Annotated in this window: 18 protein-coding genes and 1 pseudogene; 18 read left to right on the forward strand and 1 reads right to left on the reverse strand. The window is 36.7% G+C overall.

Translation table 11 applies throughout. The features are described from left to right. From ADJ83_RS27035 to ADJ83_RS18380, 8 genes and pseudogenes are all read left to right on the forward strand, one after another. Positions 1 to 78, forward strand: a pseudogene (locus tag ADJ83_RS27035) (IS200/IS605 family transposase); the annotation flags it as partial. A gap of 155 nt (positions 79 to 233) precedes the next feature. Then, positions 234 to 914, forward strand: coding sequence for a response regulator transcription factor (locus tag ADJ83_RS18350; protein ID WP_031535487.1), 681 nt, complete (start codon positions 234 to 236; stop codon positions 912 to 914). Further along, positions 911 to 1,993 (forward strand): sensor histidine kinase, encoded by a 1,083-nt coding sequence (locus ADJ83_RS18355; protein ID WP_152910847.1) that lies wholly within the window; start codon positions 911 to 913, stop codon positions 1,991 to 1,993. The genes ADJ83_RS18350 and ADJ83_RS18355 overlap by 4 nt, the downstream gene beginning before the upstream one ends. A 62-nt stretch (positions 1,994 to 2,055) precedes the next feature. Next, positions 2,056 to 2,358: a DUF3219 family protein gene (locus tag ADJ83_RS18360; protein ID WP_048718616.1), complete on the forward strand. Its 303-nt coding sequence runs from the start codon at positions 2,056 to 2,058 to the stop codon at positions 2,356 to 2,358. Positions 2,359 to 2,448: 90 nt separating this feature from the next. Continuing rightward, positions 2,449 to 3,444, forward strand: a complete 996-nt coding sequence (locus ADJ83_RS18365) for an LLM class flavin-dependent oxidoreductase (protein ID WP_048718620.1) — start codon at positions 2,449 to 2,451, stop codon at positions 3,442 to 3,444. Between the two features lie 35 nt (positions 3,445 to 3,479). Then, positions 3,480 to 4,460, forward strand: a complete 981-nt coding sequence (locus tag ADJ83_RS18370; protein WP_048718623.1) for an LLM class flavin-dependent oxidoreductase — start codon at positions 3,480 to 3,482, stop codon at positions 4,458 to 4,460. 257 nt (positions 4,461 to 4,717) lie between these two features. Continuing rightward, positions 4,718 to 4,993: a CD3324 family protein gene (locus tag ADJ83_RS18375; protein WP_031535475.1), complete on the forward strand. Its 276-nt coding sequence runs from the start codon at positions 4,718 to 4,720 to the stop codon at positions 4,991 to 4,993. Between the two features lie 129 nt (positions 4,994 to 5,122). Beyond that, positions 5,123 to 5,779 carry a FusB/FusC family EF-G-binding protein gene (locus ADJ83_RS18380; RefSeq protein ID WP_031535473.1) on the forward strand — a complete coding sequence of 219 codons (657 nt, stop codon included), beginning with the start codon at positions 5,123 to 5,125 and terminating at the stop codon, positions 5,777 to 5,779. 8 nt (positions 5,780 to 5,787) lie between these two features. Here the strand turns inward: ADJ83_RS18380 and ADJ83_RS18385 are convergent, their stop codons facing one another. Continuing rightward, positions 5,788 to 7,257, reverse strand: a complete 1,470-nt coding sequence (locus tag ADJ83_RS18385; protein WP_048718626.1) for a PLP-dependent aminotransferase family protein — start codon at positions 7,255 to 7,257, stop codon at positions 5,788 to 5,790. 123 nt (positions 7,258 to 7,380) lie between these two features. Between ADJ83_RS18385 and ADJ83_RS18390 the strand changes: the two genes are divergently transcribed. The 10 genes from ADJ83_RS18390 to ADJ83_RS18435 all read left to right on the forward strand — a co-directional run bounded on the left by ADJ83_RS18390 (position 7,381) and on the right by ADJ83_RS18435 (position 17,981). Further along, the gene (locus ADJ83_RS18390; RefSeq protein WP_048718628.1) at positions 7,381 to 7,995 is read left to right on the forward strand and encodes a LysE/ArgO family amino acid transporter; all 615 of its coding nucleotides are present in this window, start codon (positions 7,381 to 7,383) and stop codon (positions 7,993 to 7,995) included. A 116-nt stretch (positions 7,996 to 8,111) separates the two neighbouring features. Further along, positions 8,112 to 8,861, forward strand: coding sequence for a methionine ABC transporter ATP-binding protein (locus tag ADJ83_RS18395; RefSeq protein ID WP_048718630.1), 750 nt, complete (start codon positions 8,112 to 8,114; stop codon positions 8,859 to 8,861). Further along, on the forward strand, positions 8,854 to 9,516 hold the full coding sequence (locus ADJ83_RS18400) for a methionine ABC transporter permease (protein WP_031535464.1): 663 nt from the start codon (positions 8,854 to 8,856) through the stop codon (positions 9,514 to 9,516). The genes ADJ83_RS18395 and ADJ83_RS18400 overlap by 8 nt, the downstream gene beginning before the upstream one ends. A 15-nt stretch (positions 9,517 to 9,531) precedes the next feature. Next, on the forward strand, positions 9,532 to 10,356 hold the full coding sequence (locus ADJ83_RS18405) for a MetQ/NlpA family ABC transporter substrate-binding protein (RefSeq protein ID WP_031535462.1): 825 nt from the start codon (positions 9,532 to 9,534) through the stop codon (positions 10,354 to 10,356). A 287-nt stretch (positions 10,357 to 10,643) separates the two neighbouring features. Beyond that, positions 10,644 to 12,146: a malate:quinone oxidoreductase gene (locus ADJ83_RS18410; RefSeq protein ID WP_031535460.1), complete on the forward strand. Its 1,503-nt coding sequence runs from the start codon at positions 10,644 to 10,646 to the stop codon at positions 12,144 to 12,146. Positions 12,147 to 12,516: 370 nt separating this feature from the next. Beyond that, positions 12,517 to 14,121, forward strand: coding sequence for a xylan 1,4-beta-xylosidase (xynB, locus tag ADJ83_RS18415; RefSeq protein ID WP_031535458.1), 1,605 nt, complete (start codon positions 12,517 to 12,519; stop codon positions 14,119 to 14,121). A gap of 387 nt (positions 14,122 to 14,508) precedes the next feature. Beyond that, a complete protein-coding gene (locus ADJ83_RS18420) occupies positions 14,509 to 14,823 on the forward strand; it encodes a PTS sugar transporter subunit IIB (protein WP_031535456.1) in 315 nt (104 codons plus the stop codon). A gap of 56 nt (positions 14,824 to 14,879) precedes the next feature. Next, positions 14,880 to 16,157 (forward strand): PTS cellobiose transporter subunit IIC, encoded by a 1,278-nt coding sequence (gene celB, locus ADJ83_RS18425; RefSeq protein WP_031535455.1) that lies wholly within the window; start codon positions 14,880 to 14,882, stop codon positions 16,155 to 16,157. A gap of 100 nt (positions 16,158 to 16,257) precedes the next feature. Next, complete coding sequence (locus ADJ83_RS18430; protein WP_048718632.1) at positions 16,258 to 16,572, forward strand: PTS lactose/cellobiose transporter subunit IIA; 315 nt, start codon at positions 16,258 to 16,260, stop codon at positions 16,570 to 16,572. Positions 16,573 to 16,589: 17 nt separating this feature from the next. Beyond that, positions 16,590 to 17,981: a glycoside hydrolase family 1 protein gene (locus tag ADJ83_RS18435; RefSeq protein WP_048718634.1), complete on the forward strand. Its 1,392-nt coding sequence runs from the start codon at positions 16,590 to 16,592 to the stop codon at positions 17,979 to 17,981. Positions 17,982 to 18,195 lie beyond the last annotated feature (214 nt).

Here is an 18,195-nt window from a genome sequence, read left to right on the forward strand (position 1 = left end):
GCAGAACAATTAACGATAATGGAATATATTGATCCATTTACAGGGGAAGAAGTGAAGAAAAAGAAACGAAATAATTAGGAGAGAAGGCCTTTGAGGTCTGGCCAGTAGAAGTAGTACAAATGGCGAACCTTTCAGTAGCCCTTTAGGGTTTGGTCAGTAACAAAGGCTTTCAGCCGCAGAGAAAACCACCCGTTCTCACGGGTGGTCCTTATTTCTTTAAAAGGAATGATAATATGGCAAAAATACTGATAGTAGATGATGACCCACATATTAGAGAATTAATTCATGTTATTTTAACAAAGGAAGGCTTGTCTAGTGTAGAAGCAGGAGATGGAGAAATGGGTCTGTCTTTACTCGAACAGGATAAAATTGATTTAATTATACTTGATATTATGATGCCGAATATGGATGGATGGACATTTTGCCGGGAAGTACGGACTTATTATACAGATACATTGCCAATCTTAATGCTGACTGCAAAAGGAGAGACTACGCAAAAAGTGAAGGGTTTTGACCTTGGAGCAGACGATTATTTAGTAAAGCCCTTTGCTCCAGCTGAGTTAGTTGCAAGAGTAAAAGCTTTACTTAAACGCTATCAAATCTCCCTTTCGAATCGTTTGGAAATTGGCAATGTCATGATCGATCGGGACTCGTATAAAGTGTCGATTGGCAAGGAGGAGATTACCCTGCCATTAAAGGAATTTGAATTATTATTTAAACTTGCAACCCATCAAAAGAAAACTTTTTCAAGGGAACAATTAATTGAAGATATTTGGGGCTTTGATTATGAAGGGGATGAACGAACAGTTGATGTTCATATAAATCGATTGCGCCAGCGGTTCCCTGAAGAGGAATGTCCCTTTAAGATAACGACGATTCGTGGTCTTGGTTATCGATTGGAGGTAAGACAGTGAAGAGAAAGGTAGCAAAATTCATAAAACGAACAGCTGGTTTCCTTGCAATCATTCTGTTTTTACTATTATGCTGGTCACTAGCCTATGGGCTAACAGCATGGCTTTATGATGTAATCCAAATAACGCCCCGAGATTTCATCAGGCAATTAATGAATTCTTTAGTGGGATTTTTCTTTTTTGGCTGCTTAATATCGATTATCACAAAAATTCCATGGGTAAGATCAAAACAAGACAAACACTTGTATCCAATCATTCAGGCAATAAAGATGATAGCTGAAGGAAATTTTAATATCGATCTTTCTTATTATAAAAATCAGTTTCGTGAAGGAGACAATGATCATCCTTATTATCAAATCGTAACAAATATAAGTCACATGGCAGAAAAATTAGGGGAAATGGAAGAGCTGCGTCAGGAATTTATCTCCAATGTATCCCATGAAATCCAGTCACCCTTAACTTCTATAAGTGGTTTTGCCCATGCCTTGAAAAATGATGATTTAAGTTCAGTAGAACGCAAACACTATTTAAGCATTATTGAAATGGAAAGCATCCGTTTGTCTAAATTAAGTGAAAGTCTATTAAAGCTTACTTCTTTAGAAGCGGAACATTTGCCTTTGGATCTAAAAGAATACCGTTTAGATTATCAACTCCGCCGGATTATTCTTGCCAATGAGCCCCAATGGTCAGAAAAAGAAATTAATATGGATATCGTTCTACCAGATGCAACGATTACTGCAGATGAGGAAATGCTTGATCAAGTATGGATTAATTTACTTCATAATAGTATAAAATTCACGCCAGAAGGAGGTACTATAACAGTTGAGGCATTTAAATCGGAGAATGGGATTATTACTGTTAAAATAAGAGATACAGGAATCGGAATGGACCAAGATGCACTCATGCATATATTTGAGCGTTTTTATAAAGCAGATAAATCAAGAAATCGGAACATGGGGGGAAATGGTCTCGGTCTTTCCATTGTCAAAAAAATCATTGATTTACATGAAGGAGAAATTCAAGTACAAAGTGAGATGGGAAAAGGAACAGAAATAACAGTAAAAATTGGGAAGCGGAGGTAAGGTTCTAATGAGGTCGATTAACCCGACCTCTGCTTCTATTTTCCAAATAAGGAGCGATTAAGATGGTAAATAAAGTTTTCTTAAATGATTTTGCATTATCTGTTTCCAATTATAAAGAGAAAAAGGTAAAAAGTACCGATTCTGAGAAGCTGTTAACAATGGTAAGCTTTGAATTTAAAGTAAGAGGTGGGGAAGAATACCACGTAGTTACGAAGTTTTTATACGAAAATGTATTTGATGTAAATATCCCTAATGAGCAAGTGGCTTTTAGAGGGAAAATCAACAAATATTCCACTTCCTATACCAATTTCTCCGATGAAAACAGCATTAGTGATTTCCTTTTGGAATTAGTGGAAGTGGAATAAATTCAGAAGGGAATTAGCAAAACAGGTCATCCTTATCGGATTTAGAGATCTGTTTTTTCTTATATATACACGGAAAGGGAGGTTCTCTATATGAAATTAAGTATTTTAGATCAAGCACCTGTTTTATCTGGGAAAACCTCTCAAGATGCACTTATAGAATCAATGAAGCTTGCCCAATGTGGAGAAAAACTAGGATATACAAGATATTGGATTGCGGAACATCATGATTTTCCCGGCCTTGCTAGTTCTGCTCCAGAAGTAATGCTTGGGTATATTGGTGCCAATACAGAAAAGATAAGAATTGGTGCTGGAGCCATATTATTACCACACTATAAACCGTATAAAGTAGCGGAAACATTTAATATGCTAGCGACATTATTTCCAAATCGAATCGATCTAGGAATAGGGAGAGCGCCAGGAGGATCTGCCGAAGCTTCGATTGCTCTCTCTGGGAATTTTTTAGAAAATGTTCGGAATATGCCTAACTCCATTAAAGAGCTTCTACATTTTTTATATAATAACTACCCAGCAGATCAGATGTTCTCCAAAATAACAGCACACCCTTTTCCTGATGTGGCTCCTGTTCCATGGATTCTCGGAACGAGTGAAAAAAGTGCTATACAAGCGGCAGAGCATGGGACAGCCTATGCATTTGGACATTTTATGAGCGATAGAGATGGAATCGAGATTGTGAATACATATAGAAGCTCATTTAGACAAAATGGTGGCATTCAGGAACCTCAAGTGATTGTAACGATATCGATTATTTGCGCGGAAACAACAGAACAGGCTGAAGAGCTGGCTTTAAGCTGGTTCTTATCGAAAATCCAAACGGATAAAGGGAAAAAAAATAAAGGCATTCCCACTATAGAAGAAGCAAAAAATTATTCTTTTACGAGTGAGGAACAAGAAAGAATGAAAGAAATGCGTCAAAAGATGATTATTGGAAATCCAAAAGAGGTTAAAAAGGAATTGGTTGAGCTGCAATCAGCGTACAATGCAGACGAAATGATGATTGTGACTATTACGAATAGCTATGAAAGTAGAAAGAAGTCTTATGAGCTTATTGCAAAGGAAATATGGTAATATTTTTTAAAACGTAAGGAAAGAAGGTCATTCAAATGAAATTGAGTGTACTGGATCAATCTGTTATTAGTAAGAATTTAAATGCAGGGTTTGCACTTCAAAATACAATTAAATTGGCAAAACGAACAGAGGAGCTTGGCTACACTCGTTTTTGGGTTGCTGAACATCATAACTCCAATGGAATTGCTGGGACTTCCCCAGAGGTTCTTATCTCGACTATTGCCGCACAGACAAATAAGATACGTGTAGGCTCTGGTGGCGTTTTGCTTCCACAATATAGTCCTTTTAAAATTGCGGAAGACTTTAAGGTGTTAGAAGCATTGTATCCGAACAGAATGGATTTAGGAATTGGACGTTCACCAGGTGGATCTGCGCCTACTCGGCTAGCTTTAACAGATGGAATGAGAAAAAGCTTAAATGAATTCCCGCGTCAGGTTACGGAACTTCAAGAATATATAGCCAATACGCAATCTAATCAAGAGGTCCAAGCGTATCCATCCATTGAAACTCGACCAGAAATTTGGATGCTAGGTGTCTCGCAGCGGGGAGCTAGATTAGCCGCAGAAAAGGGAACTGCTTTTACTTATGGGCACTTTATAAATCCAATCAGTGGCAGCATTGCGATGAAACATTATCGGGAGAACTTCCAGCCGTCTAGCATTCTTAGAAACCCACAAGCAAATGTATGTGTATTTGTTGTTTGTGCACCAACACAGGAAGAAGCAGAAGAAATGGCAGTTAGCCAAGATCTTTGGCTGCTAGCAATTGAAAAAGGCGAAGACACTTTTATTCTTTCAAAAGAAGAGGCAAAAGGGATTCAGCTATCAGAAGAAGACCAAGCAATCATAAGAAAAAATCGAAAACGAGCGATAATTGGGACGCCCAAAAAGGTAAAAGACGAGATTTTGCATTTAAGTGAATTCTATCAAACAGAGGAATTTATGATAATCACCAATATTTATGACTTTGAGGACAAAATGCAGTCATATACCTTATTAGCAGAGGCCATTCTTTAAATTTGGCTGTTTGATACGAAAGCAGTCTTAAACTTTGAATGTAAACACTTATTAAATTTAGCTATAATAATGTAAAAGGGGGTGCTTACAGTTGGAGAATCACATACGATTGTCTGATACTACTTCCACTCATGCAAAGCCTATTATTAGAAAGGCGATACTTTGCATGGGGCGAAACAAGTAATTTTTATCGCTAACTAATATTTTGGCTTTGCACCTTATTTTAGAAAAAAATAAAAATAAGGGAGCGGGCAAAATTGAAGTATACAAATGCAACGAATGTTTTACCTGAAAAGCTTGTTGTAGAAATTCAAAAATATGTTCAAGGTGAGACCTTGTATATTCCGAAACAAGAAAATGCGTATAAGAAGTGGGGAACTTCAAGTGGTGGAAGAAAAATGCTAGATGGCCGAAACAATGCAATAAAAGCAGCTTTTGCTAATGGAAGCACTATTCAGGCATTGGCAATAGAATATCATCTCTCCACGGAAACAATTAAGAAAATCGTGTACTCACATAAAAAGAAAGACTAGCACTGGTGACCTCTCATCAGTGTTTTTTATGTAAAAATTGTTTCTCAATCATCTTTTCCATTTTAGAAAGGGAGTGAGTTTTACTAAAATAGAAAGACAGGACACAACAAAATAATAGGAGAGAATGCAATGACAGAACCATTTATCAAAAATGAACAACTGAATTTTATTAAAAAACAGATCGCCATTATTAAGGATAGTATGAATAAAAGCTTACCTAAAACAGTGTTAGTTGCCGTAATAGAATTAGCTCATGCGAAAGTTTTAGAACTTTTTCCTCAAGCATCAAGTGAACAGCAAGCGTTATTGGATATTTCCAAATGGAAAACAAAGAATGAATACGATCAATACATCGAGGGACTTACTGCATATGTATTGCCATTTCCGAAACTGACGGAACAACAACTAAAAAAATTATTTCCAAAGCAAAAGAAATTAAAATTACCTGATTTAACAACAATCGATCACCATAAACTAACCTATTTAAGCTGGACGGATGGAAAGTCTAATAGAAAATTTATTATTTATGATTTAGAAGGACAATTAGTAGGAATGGAGGGGAAAATGACAGCAACTAATAAAAAAAATATTTGCTCTTTCTGCAATAGCTTTGGAGAAGTTGCTTATTTTTCAACGATTACCAAAGACAAAAAACCCAAAAATGCAGATTATTACAAGGCTATTGGAAATTTTATTTGTACAGATAGCAGCGAATGCAATAGGAATATAGACAATACCGCATATTTGCAAGAATTTTTTCAGACCGCAGAAGGACGGCGCTACTGAGGACATCATCAGTAGAACTGTCCTTTTGCTTGTATTTTAATTACCTGTGCTAAGGTTATCAATCCTCTTTCTAATTCATCGAATGTAGCATAAGAATAGGATATGCGCAGATGCTGATCATCTGTTTTATCATAAATGATTCCTGGATTGATAAGAATTCCTTCACGAAGTGCTAAATCAAATAGCTTTCGTGTAGAGATGCTTGGCTTTAGTTTTAGCCATATATAGAACCCGCCTTTAGGAGAGAGCCATGTTGCAATATCTGAAAAATATTTCTTTAATAATCCCATTGTAAAATCTCTTCTATACCTGAGCTCAGCTTTTACGTCCTTTAGAAAATCCTCATATAAGCCATGATGCAGCCAGCTTTCTACAACAGACTGAGATAAGGTGCTGGAACCATAATCTGTCTGCATTTTTATATCGGCTAAATGTTCTATGACTGGTTCTGGTCCTACAATCCAACCAATTCTCAGTCCAGGACTTAAGGATTTGGAGATACTGCCAATGTAAAGAACATTTCCTTGCGTATCGATTGCTTTTAGAGGCCTAGGTGGAGGGCTGTCCAGCCATAAATCTCCGTACACATCATCTTCAATAATAGGAATCGATTCTTTTTGGCAAACTGCTATTAAGTCAGCTCGCCTCTTTTCAGACATTAATGTACCTGTTGGATTGTGAAAATTAGGGATGGTATATAGTAATGCTGATTTTTGCTGGGTCTTACTCTTAATTCGTCCAATAGCATTGTACGCTAACCCTTCTTCATCAAGAGGAAGTCCTATTAAGTTCATTCCCGCAGATTGAAATACATGAATAGAATTTAAATAGGAGGGGGCTTCGTGAAAGATAGTAGACCCTCTTTTTAATAGCCCAATAGAAAGTAATTGCAATGCTTGAAGTCCTCCTGAAACGATTAAAATGGATTCAGAGGAAGTTATAATTCCTTTCGTCTTCAAATAGGCACTTACTGTTTGGCGTAAAGCTAAGCTTCCCTTCGGTTCTGTATATCCAAGAGAGAGATTTAATTTTCCGCTAGATTGAAATGTTTGTTCCATGCGTTCTTTAGGTAGCAATTCTGGAGAAAGCTCACCTGTTCCCAACCTAATAATACTTGGATTTGCTTCTGCTTGATTAATTTCTTGGATGATAGAAATGTTTGGTTGATGTATGCCTGATTTTACATAACTAATCCAATCTGGCGGAGGAGTAGATGCAAGCAAGCTCCACGTATTATTTATTACCTTTGTTCCGCTCCCCACCTTTGCTTCAATTAACCCATCAGCAGCTAGTTCCTCTAGGGCTGTTATAATGGTGCTTCGGTTAACTTGGAATTGCTTGGCTAAATTCCGTTGAGAGGGGAGCTTCATACCAATTGTCCATTCTCCATGCGTTATTTTCTTTTTCATAAAGGAAGTTATTTGCTGGTGTAAAGAAACGGTTGAGCTTTTTTGTGGTTTCCATTCAATTTCTGCCATGAGTATACTCCTATCTTTATTTTCTCTTATTTTATCAAAATGGTTGGGTTAATGACCATCCAATTGGATGGAGACAGAACGCCTCTTCTTCGCTATTCTGTAGGAAGAAGAGGGGGAATAAGGATGGAAGCATTATTACATGGAATGATATTGGCATTTGGGTTAATACTACCTTTAGGCGTTCAAAATATATTTTTGTTTAATCAAGGAGCAACACATAAAAAATTCACATATGCGTTACCGGCAATCATAACAGCTAGTATCTGTGACAGTTTACTAATCTATTTAGCTGTTGCTGGTGTCTCTGTGGTGGTATTTACCTTTGCATGGGTAAAAGCATTTTTGTTTTTTATTGGATTCTTTTTCTTAGTATATATGGGATGGGCTATGTGGAAGAGTGCTGCGGAAGTGGGAATTAAACAAGAAAAAATACGGTTTTCTCCACGTCGACAAATTACGTTCGCCGCCTCCGTTTCTTTATTAAATCCACATGCAATTCTGGATACGATTGGAGTCATCGGTACAAGCTCTCTTGCTTATAGTGGTGAAGAAAAAATTATTTTTGCGGTTGCTTGCATGAGTGTTTCATGGATATGGTTTTGTTTTTTAGTTTTGCTAGGTCGAAAGCTTGGGCAAATTGATACCCATGGGATCGTTTTAAAGCGCATGAATCAGCTATCTGCCATAATCATTTGGGGAATGGCACTTTATTTGGGAACAAATCTGTTAACCTTGTAGAGGACCATGGCCACGTCTGTTAATCTATTTGGGCATCCAAAATGACAACCTACCAATATTTCGCTATAATGAAAAGGTTGTAATTACCCTTCAAATGATAAAGGGGGTTTTTTTAGATGATTCAATTGCATAATGTCAGTAAAAGTTATGCGAATTACCAGGTCATTAAGTCTATTAGTTTAGCGATACATAAAGGAGAAATCTTTGGGATAATTGGTGCGAGTGGTGCTGGTAAATCGACATTACTTCGTCTAATGAATTTATTAGAGGCTCCAGATACAGGAGAAATAGAAGTGGATGGGCGAAATCTGACTAGCTTGAGCTATAAAGATCTTCGTAAAGCTCGTCAATCTATTGGAATGATTTTTCAGCATTTCAATCTTGTTGCTAATAAGACGGTTTATGAAAATGTTTTAGTGTCTTTAGAACTTGCACGTTTTCCGAGGAGAGAACGAAGAAGTCGCGTTATAGAGTGTCTTCAATTTGTTGGATTAGAAAGCTTAATGGAGAAGTATCCTGCCCAGTTAAGTGGTGGTCAAAAGCAGCGTGTAGCCATTGCAAGAGCCATTGCCAATAATCCGCAAGTTTTGTTATGTGATGAACCAACCTCTTCACTTGATCCGAAAACGACAGCTGAAATTTTACGTGTATTAGAGGATGTAAATAAACGGCTAGGCGTAACGATTGTAATCGTCAGCCATGAGATGGAAGTAATTAAAAGTATATGCAATCGAGTGACGGTCATTGAAGACGGTGAAATTTATGATACAGTGGCAATTGAACCAAAAGGAATACAGCAAATCAATAATACTTCAAAACGCTTGGTAGAGCAGCTGAAAAAGGATGGTGAGCTAGACCATGCCTGAGATATTGATTCAATATAGAATGGAAATTTGGCAATCAATTGGACAAACCTTTGTAATGGTTGGTATATCTATTTTAGCAGCCATTATAATAGGTCTTCCAGTTGGTACCTTGCTTTTCTTAACTAGAAAGGGCAAAATGTTGGAGAATCCTTTTGTTTTTTCTACGCTGAATTTAATAGTAAATATTATTCGCTCGTTTCCATTTTTATTATTGGTTGTCTTCCTTATTCCGTTTACAAGAATAATTATTGGAACAGCCATTGGAACAGCTGCTGCAACTGTTCCATTATCCATCATAGCAATCGCTCATTATTCTCGTTTAGTGGAGCAATCCCTTTTGGAAGTACCAAAGGGTGTTATAGAGGCAGCCATTTCGATGGGGGCATCTGTAAAGGAAGCCATCTTTAAATTTCTTTATGTAGAAGCTCGTTCAGGACTTGTATTAGGATTAACAACATCGATTATTAGCTTTATTTCTTATTCGACAATTATGGGAGTTGTCGGGGGCGGAGGTATTGGGGATTTTGCCATTCGCTATGGATATCAGCAGTTTAAAACAGACTTAATGATTTATATGATTATTATAATGGTTGTTTTTGTACAGCTTATACAATTTACTGGTACAGCAGTAGCAAAAGTGATTGATAAAAGGTAAAGACAGGAGAAAAAAATGAAAAAAATATTATTTTTAATGATGATAGGTATATTCGTGTTGGCAGCTTGTGCGAAAGAAAATGAGTCAGATAAAAAGGATGCACAGAATACAGAAAAAGAAGAAGTAACATTAAAAGTTGCTTCCTTAATTCCTCCAATGACTGAAATTCTTGAACTTGTAAAGCCAACATTAGCAGAAGAAGGTATCAACCTTGATATGGTTGTATTGAGTGATAACGTGCAACCAAATACTGCTCTTGCAGCTGGAGAAGTAGATGCAAACTTTTTTCAACATGTTCCATATATGGAGGAATTTAACCGTAGTAATGATGCAGAGCTAGTTCCTGTTGAAGAAATCTATTTTGCAAACTATGGTGTGTATTCAAAGGAATATGATTCCATGGATAAAGTACCAGATGGAGCGGTAGTTGCGATTGCAAATGATGTATCCAATATTGACCGTTCCTTAGCATTGCTGGCTCAACATGATGTAATTACATTAAAAGAGAAAACGGGATCTTATTATACAAAAGCAGATATTGTAGAAAATCCGAAAAATTTAAAGTTTGAAGAAGTAGATTTATTAATGCTTGCTAGAATGTATGATGACGCTGATTTAGTTGTAATGACACCAGCTTATGCATCACCGCTTGGCTTAACACCAAAAAGCGATGCATTGCTAACAGAAGGTGTAGAGAATGACTTTGCGATTACGTTAGTAGCTCGTAAGGATAATGCGGATTGGGAACCAATTCAAAAGCTAGCAGAAGCTATGACGAGCCCAGAGGTTCGTAAATTCTTAGAAGAAAATTATGCTGAAACAGCGATCCCTGCCTTTTAAATGCAAGGTTCTTGGAAGCATATTTTATTGATAAATAGCATATCAATGCCTTATCCCAGTTTTTCTTAGGGTAAGGCTTCTTTTGTTTGGACAATTCTTGTTCATTTCTGACTTTTAAAAAAGGAATAACTATCGTATAATAAAAGGAAACTATTTAAAATTTTTTGAAAATAAATGAGGCTTTAACCAGGTAAATGCTTGAGACAGAAAAAATGTATCAGTTTAATCGCGCCAAAAAGGGAACGCTTACATTTTTCTGAAAATCTAAAAGTATAAGGAAGGTTAAAATGAGCAGACAAGAAACGAAAACAGACGTTATTTTAATTGGTGCCGGGATTATGAGTGCAACGTTAGGGATGCTTTTAAAAGAATTAGACCCTAATCTGCAAATTACAGTGTTTGAAAAATTAGCAAGTGCAGGAGAGGAAAGCTCCAATGAATGGAATAATGCGGGAACGGGGCATGCAGCACTATGTGAGCTAAACTACACAGTGGAAAAACCAGATGGCTCAGTAGACATTAAGAAGGCGTTAGAAATCAACGAACAGTTTCAAGTTTCCTTGCAATTTTGGTCTTATCTTGTAAACAATCAAGTACTACATAATCCAGAAGACTTTATTATGCCATTGCCACATATGAGTCTAGTATTAGGGGAAAAGAATGTGGATTTTTTACAAAAGCGTTTTGAGGCAATGGTGAGAAATCCGCTGTTTGAAGGAATGGAATTTTCAAAGGATCCGGAAAAACTGAAAGAGTGGATCCCTCTAATAATGCAAAACCGTGATTATAAGGAGCCGATAGCAGCAACTAAGATGGATTCAGGCACAGATGTGAATTTTGGCGCTTTAACGCGACTGTTGTTTGCCAATTTAGCAAAAAAAGATGTTGGAATTCACTACAAGCATAGTGTGAATGATTTAAAACGAACAGCAGATGGCCATTGGGAAGTGAAGGTGCAAAATCTAGATAGTGGCATCACTGAAACTCATTCTGCCAAGTTCGTCTTTGTCGGCGGCGGTGGAGGTAGTCTACATTTACTGCAGAAATCTGGCATTCCTGAAGGGAAGCATATGGGCGGATTCCCGGTAAGTGGAATATTTTTAGTGTGCAAGAATCCAGATATTGTTGCCAAGCATCATGCAAAAGTATATGGGAAAGCAAAAGTTGGGGCTCCACCAATGTCTGTTCCTCATCTGGATACCCGTTTTATCGACAATAAAAAATCTTTACTATTTGGTCCATTTGCAGGGTTCTCGCCCAAATTTTTAAAAACAGGCTCGATGTTTGACTTAATTTCATCCGTCAAACCAGATAACTTGTTTACCATGTTGGCAGCAGGTGCCAAAAATATGTCTTTAACAAGCTATTTAATTCAGCAGCTCATGTTATCCAAAGAGAAGCGCATAGAAGAGTTACGGGAATTTATTCCGAATGCTAAAGCAGATGATTGGGATCTTATTGTAGCAGGTCAACGTGTGCAGGTAATCAAAGATACAGAGGCTGGGGGCAAAGGAACACTTCAATTTGGTACAGAGGTTGTGACTGCTGCTGATGGTTCGATAGCAGCATTGCTTGGAGCTTCACCTGGAGCTTCTACTGCTGTTCATGTCATGCTTGAAGTTATTCGAAAATGTTTTCCAGAGCAAATACCAGAATGGGAATCAAAATTAAAAGAAATGATTCCATCATATGGAATACCATTAAAGGAAAACCCTAAGCTTCTGCATGAAGTTCATACATTAACTGCACAGACACTTCGTTTAAGTGAGAAAAAACCAATTTATAACTAATAGTTGATTGGAAAGAGAAGCTAGTAATATGGGAGAAAAAAATTTTTTTAAGCACATCCTTTAAAGTCACTATCATTTATTGCTCGGTTGATAATGAAAGAATCCTCTGTTTTACTAATTGTTTGAACTAAATATCATATACAAAAGGACTTTCATCTTAGATGGGAGTTCTTTTTTTTTCTGTCTAATAGGTAAATAGACTTCTGGAGCTTATATGTAACAAATCATCTGTGGACATTTCCTAGTTATACTAAACGAAAATGCATGTAATTTTTACGATATGATTGACAACGCTTTCAAAAAGAGTTAACGTAGTTAATATGACGAACAAACTAACTGATTAAAAAGGACCGCGAAGGAGGAAATTAAGATGAAGATTATCAACCCAGTACTGAAAGGATTCAATCCGGACCCTAGCATTTGCAGAGTTGGTGAAGACTATTATATTGCAGTATCTACTTTCGAATGGTTTCCGGGAGTACAAATTCATCATTCTAAAGATTTAGTTAATTGGGAATTAGTTGCACACCCATTACAAAGAGTATCCCAATTAGATATGAAAGGAAATCCTAACTCTGGTGGTGTGTGGGCACCTTGCTTGAGTTATAGTGACGGAAAGTTTTGGCTTATTTACACAGATGTAAAAGTAATAGATGGTGCTTGGAAGGATTGTCATAACTATTTGGTTACTTCTGAAACGGTTGATGGTGATTGGGGAGAGCCAGTAAAATTAAATAGTTCTGGATTTGATGCCTCCTTGTTCCATGATACGGATGGAAAGAAGTATTTGTTAAATATGCTTTGGGACCAACGAATAGATCGTCATCCATTTGGTGGAATTGTGATGCAGGAATATTGCACAGAGCAGAAAAAGTTAATCAATAAACCTCAAAATATCTTTAAAGGTACGGATATTAAATTGACAGAAGCACCGCATCTTTATCATATTGGCGAATATTATTATTTGTTAACTGCAGAAGGTGGAACGGAGTATGAGCATGCAGCAACGATTGCGCGTTCCAAAAACATAGAGGGTCCGTATGAGGTTCATCCAAATAATCCAATTTTAACATCTTGGCACGACCCTAGAAATCCATTGCAAAAATGTGGACATGCGTCTATTATCCAAACACATACAGATGAATGGTATTTAGCCCATTTAACGGGTCGCCCTATTCATCCAGATGATGCGTCAATTATTCAACAAAGAGGATACTGTCCTTTAGGCAGAGAAACAGCTATTCAAAAGCTTGAATGGAGAGATGCCTGGCCATATGTTGTAGGTGGAAAAGAAGGAAGCTTGGAGGTAGAAGCACCAAAGATTCCTGAAACCAAGTTTCCTTCCACCTATCCAGTATTGGATGAATTTACTCAAGATAAGCTAAATATAAATTTTCAAACATTACGTATTCCATTTACAGAACAATTAGGTTCCTTAACGGAAAGACCTAATCATTTACGCTTATTTGGTCAGGAATCATTAACATCCACTTTTACACAGTCTTTTGTAGCTAGACGCTGGCAAAGTCTTCAATTTGAAGCAGAAACAGCAGTAGCTTTTACACCGGAAAATATACAACAGGCTGCCGGATTAGTAAATTACTACAACACAGAAAATTGGACAGCATTACAAATAACATACGATGAAAATCTTGGTCGCATCCTTGATTTAACGGTTTGTGATAACTTCTCGTTCTCCCAGCCACTAAAGGAGAAAATTATTGTCCCAAGTGAAGCGGAATATGTATATTTAAGCGTAACTGTCGAGAATGAAATCTACTACTATTCGTATTCCTTTAATAAAGAAGAGTGGCATAAAATAGATATTAATTTTGAATCTAAGAAATTATCGGACGATTATATTCGCGGAGGAGGCTTCTTCACAGGAGCATTTGTAGGAATGCAATGTCAAGATACAAGCGGCCAAAACATATCAGCAGACTTTAAGTATTTCCGTTATGAAGAAAAAGAGTAAAGCTGCAAGTCTGAGACAAATCAAAATATATAACGGGAAAAGGTGAAAAATCTTTCAAATAGCTATTTAATTTCACTAATTTTCTTTCTTGAAATTTATAAAACTCGAACAATTATACGGAATTTTATGAGCATTTCCGTATAAATTGTTTGGTTTTTTTTATTTGGTTGGAATACCTATGGCCCAGCTTTTTAAATTCTTCTTGAAAGCTCCCTTTTTAGCATGTCGGAAATTTAGACACAAGGATGAATGAAAGTGCTAACATTTAATTTCCTCCTTTAGACGGAAAAACAATATGTTAAGTTGTAAGAGTTTTCATTGTAAGATAAAAGTGTAGTAAATATTAAATAATTCCATTAACAATAAATCATGTTGGAGGTCATTAAAATGAAAAGAATTCTATTAGCTTGTTCATCAGGTATGTCTACAAGTTTACTAGTATCAAAAATGAAAGATGCTGCAAAAGAGAAAGGAATTGAAGCAGAAATTTGGGCTGTTGCTCAAGATAAAGCGCAAACAGATATGGAACGTGCAGATGTACTTTTAATTGGTCCACAAATGCGCTTTTTGAAAAAGAAGCTTGCTGTTGCGGCTGAAACAGTTGGTATTCCATTAGATGTTATTGATCCGGTTGCTTATGGACGTATCGACGGATTAGCAGTATTAAATAAAGCATTAGAATTAATCGAAAATAATAAGTAATCATTTATTTTAAAAATGAAAACACTTACTAATTTAAGGAAGAGAGGATAAACCTTATGAATAAATTTATGGAGGTTTTGGAAAATATTCTGTTGCCAATTGCTGAAAAATTGAATAACAATCGTTATTTAGCAGCGTTACGTGATGGTTTTATGGTTGCCTTGCCGCTAATCATTTTTGGTTCAATTTTTGTTGTAATTGCGAACTTTCCTTTCCTAGATAAATGGATTAGTCCAGAAGCATATACAGCTTACCAAAATGCGTTAGGTCCGGCATCTGCTGCAACTTTAAGTATAATGGGGCTATTTGTAATAATGGGTATAGGATATAAATTGACCCAACATTATGGGCTTGAAGCGATTTATGGTGCAGTAGTGGGGGTAGCATCATTTCTTATCTTAAACCCACAAGAATTAGGGGAAGTAACAGGCGTTATCCCGACTGCTATTCTTGGTGCACAAGGGATGTTCTTAGGAATTTTCACTGCATTTCTTTCTGCAGAGCTATATCGCTTCTTTGTGAAGAAAAACTGGACGATAAAAATGCCTCCTGGTGTTCCAGATTCTGTATCTCGATCATTTAGTGCATTGATTCCGATTACATTAACATTGACAATCTTTTTAATCATTCGTATTCTATTTAGCTTTACACCGTTTGATACAGTACAGAACTTTATTTATACCATTATTCAAGAGCCATTAACTGCTTTAGGTAGTAGTCTGCCAGCAACAATCGTAGTTGTACTATTAATTCAATTATTCTGGTTCTTCGGTTTACATGGTCAGATTATTATGAACTCTGTCCTAGATCCAATTTGGTATGCATTGAATGATCAAAACTTCAGTGCCTTCCAAGCAGGAACAGAGCTTCCAAACGTTGTTACAAAGCAATTTATGGACACGTTCTTAGTTGGTATGGGTGGTACAGGAATGACATTAGGTGTTGTTATCCTTATCTTCTTAATCGGTAAGAGCAGACAAACAAAAGAACTTGGTAAACTAGGTGGTCCAGCAGGGATATTTAACGTAAATGAACCAATTATCTTTGGATTACCAATCATTATGAATCCATTAGTTCTTATTCCTTGGCTATTAGCGCCAGTAGTTGTAACGGTAATTACTTATCTTACAATGTCAGCTGGTATTGTTCCAAAACCTGCAGGAATCATTGTTCCGTGGACAACACCAATTGGTATTAGTGGATTTTTAGCAACAGGTAATGACTTGAGAGGTGCAGCACTTCAAATCTTTAACTTACTTGTTGTAATGGCGATTTGGTGGCCATTCCTAAAAGTATTAGATAAAAATTATTATGAAACAGAAAAACAAGGATAATAAAAGTATAAAATAGAAATTTAAATTTAAGGAAAGGGGTTTTACCTTCGTTAAGTATAAGTGTAAACCCCCTTTGGTATTCGAGAATGGAGTGACAGGGATGGAAACAGATAACAAGATGACAGAAATAGCTTTTCAAATTATTCTTTTTGCTGGAAATGGTCGTTCATGTGCGATGGAAGCAATACAAGAAGCAAAAGAGGGGAATTTTGACGAGGCGGATCGGTTAATAGACGAGTCAAGTGCAGAACTTGGAAAAGCGCATGGTTTTCAAACGAAATTACTCCAAGAAGAGGCGAGTGGAAATGGAGCAGGTGTGAACGTAATTTTAGTTCACTCTCAAGATCATTTAATGACTGCTATTACTGTCCGCGATTTAGCTACTGAGATAATAGAAATCTATCGTAATAAATAAGTTGGGGGTTTCAAAAAATGACTGTTCAATACAAATTTCCTGAAGGTTTTTGGTGGGGAAGTGCCACATCTGCAACGCAAATTGAAGGTGCAGCAAATGAAGCAGGAAAAGGAAAAAACATTTGGGATCATTGGTATGAGGCAGAGCCAAATCGTTTTTTTGATAATGTAGGACCTGGGAATACTTCTAATTTTTATTATCAATATAAAGAAGATATTCAATTGATGAAGGAAATTGGACATAATTCGTTCCGCCTATCTATTTCGTGGTCTAGATTAATTCCAAACGGACGGGGAGAAGTTAATCCAGAAGCAGTGAGCTTTTATAATAATGTAATTGATGAGCTTCTAGCTAATGGAATTGAGCCATTCGTTACCCTGTATCATTTCGATATGCCATTAGAAATGCAGAATATCGGTGGCTGGGAGAATCGTGAAGTAGTGGATGCATACCAAGCATATGCTTTGCAAGCTTTCCAACTATTTGGTGATCGTGTGAAAAAATGGTTTACATTCAATGAGCCGATTGTTCCTGTTGAAGGTGGATACTTGTACGATTTTCACTATCCGAATATTGTCGACTTTAAAAAGGCAGCACAAGTTGCTTATCATACAGTTTTAGCACATGCAAAAGCTGTCCAAGCTTTCAGGGGTTGGAATAAAGACGAAGACACGAAAATTGGGATTGTCTTGAATTTAACTCCATCTTATCCAAGAAGCCAAAATCCGTACGACTTAAAAGCGGCAAATATTTGTGATTTATTCTTTAATAGAAGCTTCTTAGATCCTGCTGTTCTCGGCGAGTATCCAGAGGAATTGGTAGAAATACTACGTGAACATGGACAAATGCCACATGTAGAACAAGGCGACTTAGAAATAATAAAGGAAAATACAGTGGATATCCTTGGTGTTAACTATTATCAGCCACGCAGAGTAAAAGCAAAAGAGCATTTACCTAATCCATATAGTCCTTTTATGCCAGAATGGTTCTTTGATCCATATGAGATGCCAGGCAGAAAGATGAACCCTTATCGTGGCTGGGAAATTTACGAAAAAGGAATTTACGATATCATGGTGAATTTAAAGGAAAACTACGGAAATGTAGAGTCCTTTATTTCTGAAAATGGCATGGGAGTTCAAGACGAAGAGCGTTTCTTGAAAGACGGACAAATTCAAGACGACTATCGAATTGAATTCATTGAAGGCCATTTACAATGGTTGCATAAATCCTTAGAAGAAGGCTGCAATGTAAAAGGATATCATCTATGGACATTCATGGATAATTGGTCTTGGTCTAATGCCTATAAAAATCGCTATGGTTTTATTTCAGTAGACATAAAGACACAACAAAGAACGCCAAAGAAAAGTGCCCACTGGTTTAAAAATGTAGCAAAAAATAATGGGTTTTAAAGAATTTTCTTATCCATCACATAATGGACAAAAGATCTCGTCTATTGCTAATGAGAACTCGAGGGATTGGTTGGGAGTTCCATTGTTTGAATGGCGCAACTAACTAACCATCAGTTCGTGTCAGCCTAACTGATGGAAGGTTCACTTTATCATTTCTGATAAAAAATTTTCAAGATATAAAGGATAGGTTCTGATCAAGGATTAAGATCAGAAC

The organism is Bacillus sp. 522_BSPC, assembly GCF_001076885.1.
GTDB lineage: Bacteria > Bacillota > Bacilli > Bacillales > Cytobacillaceae > Niallia > Niallia hominis.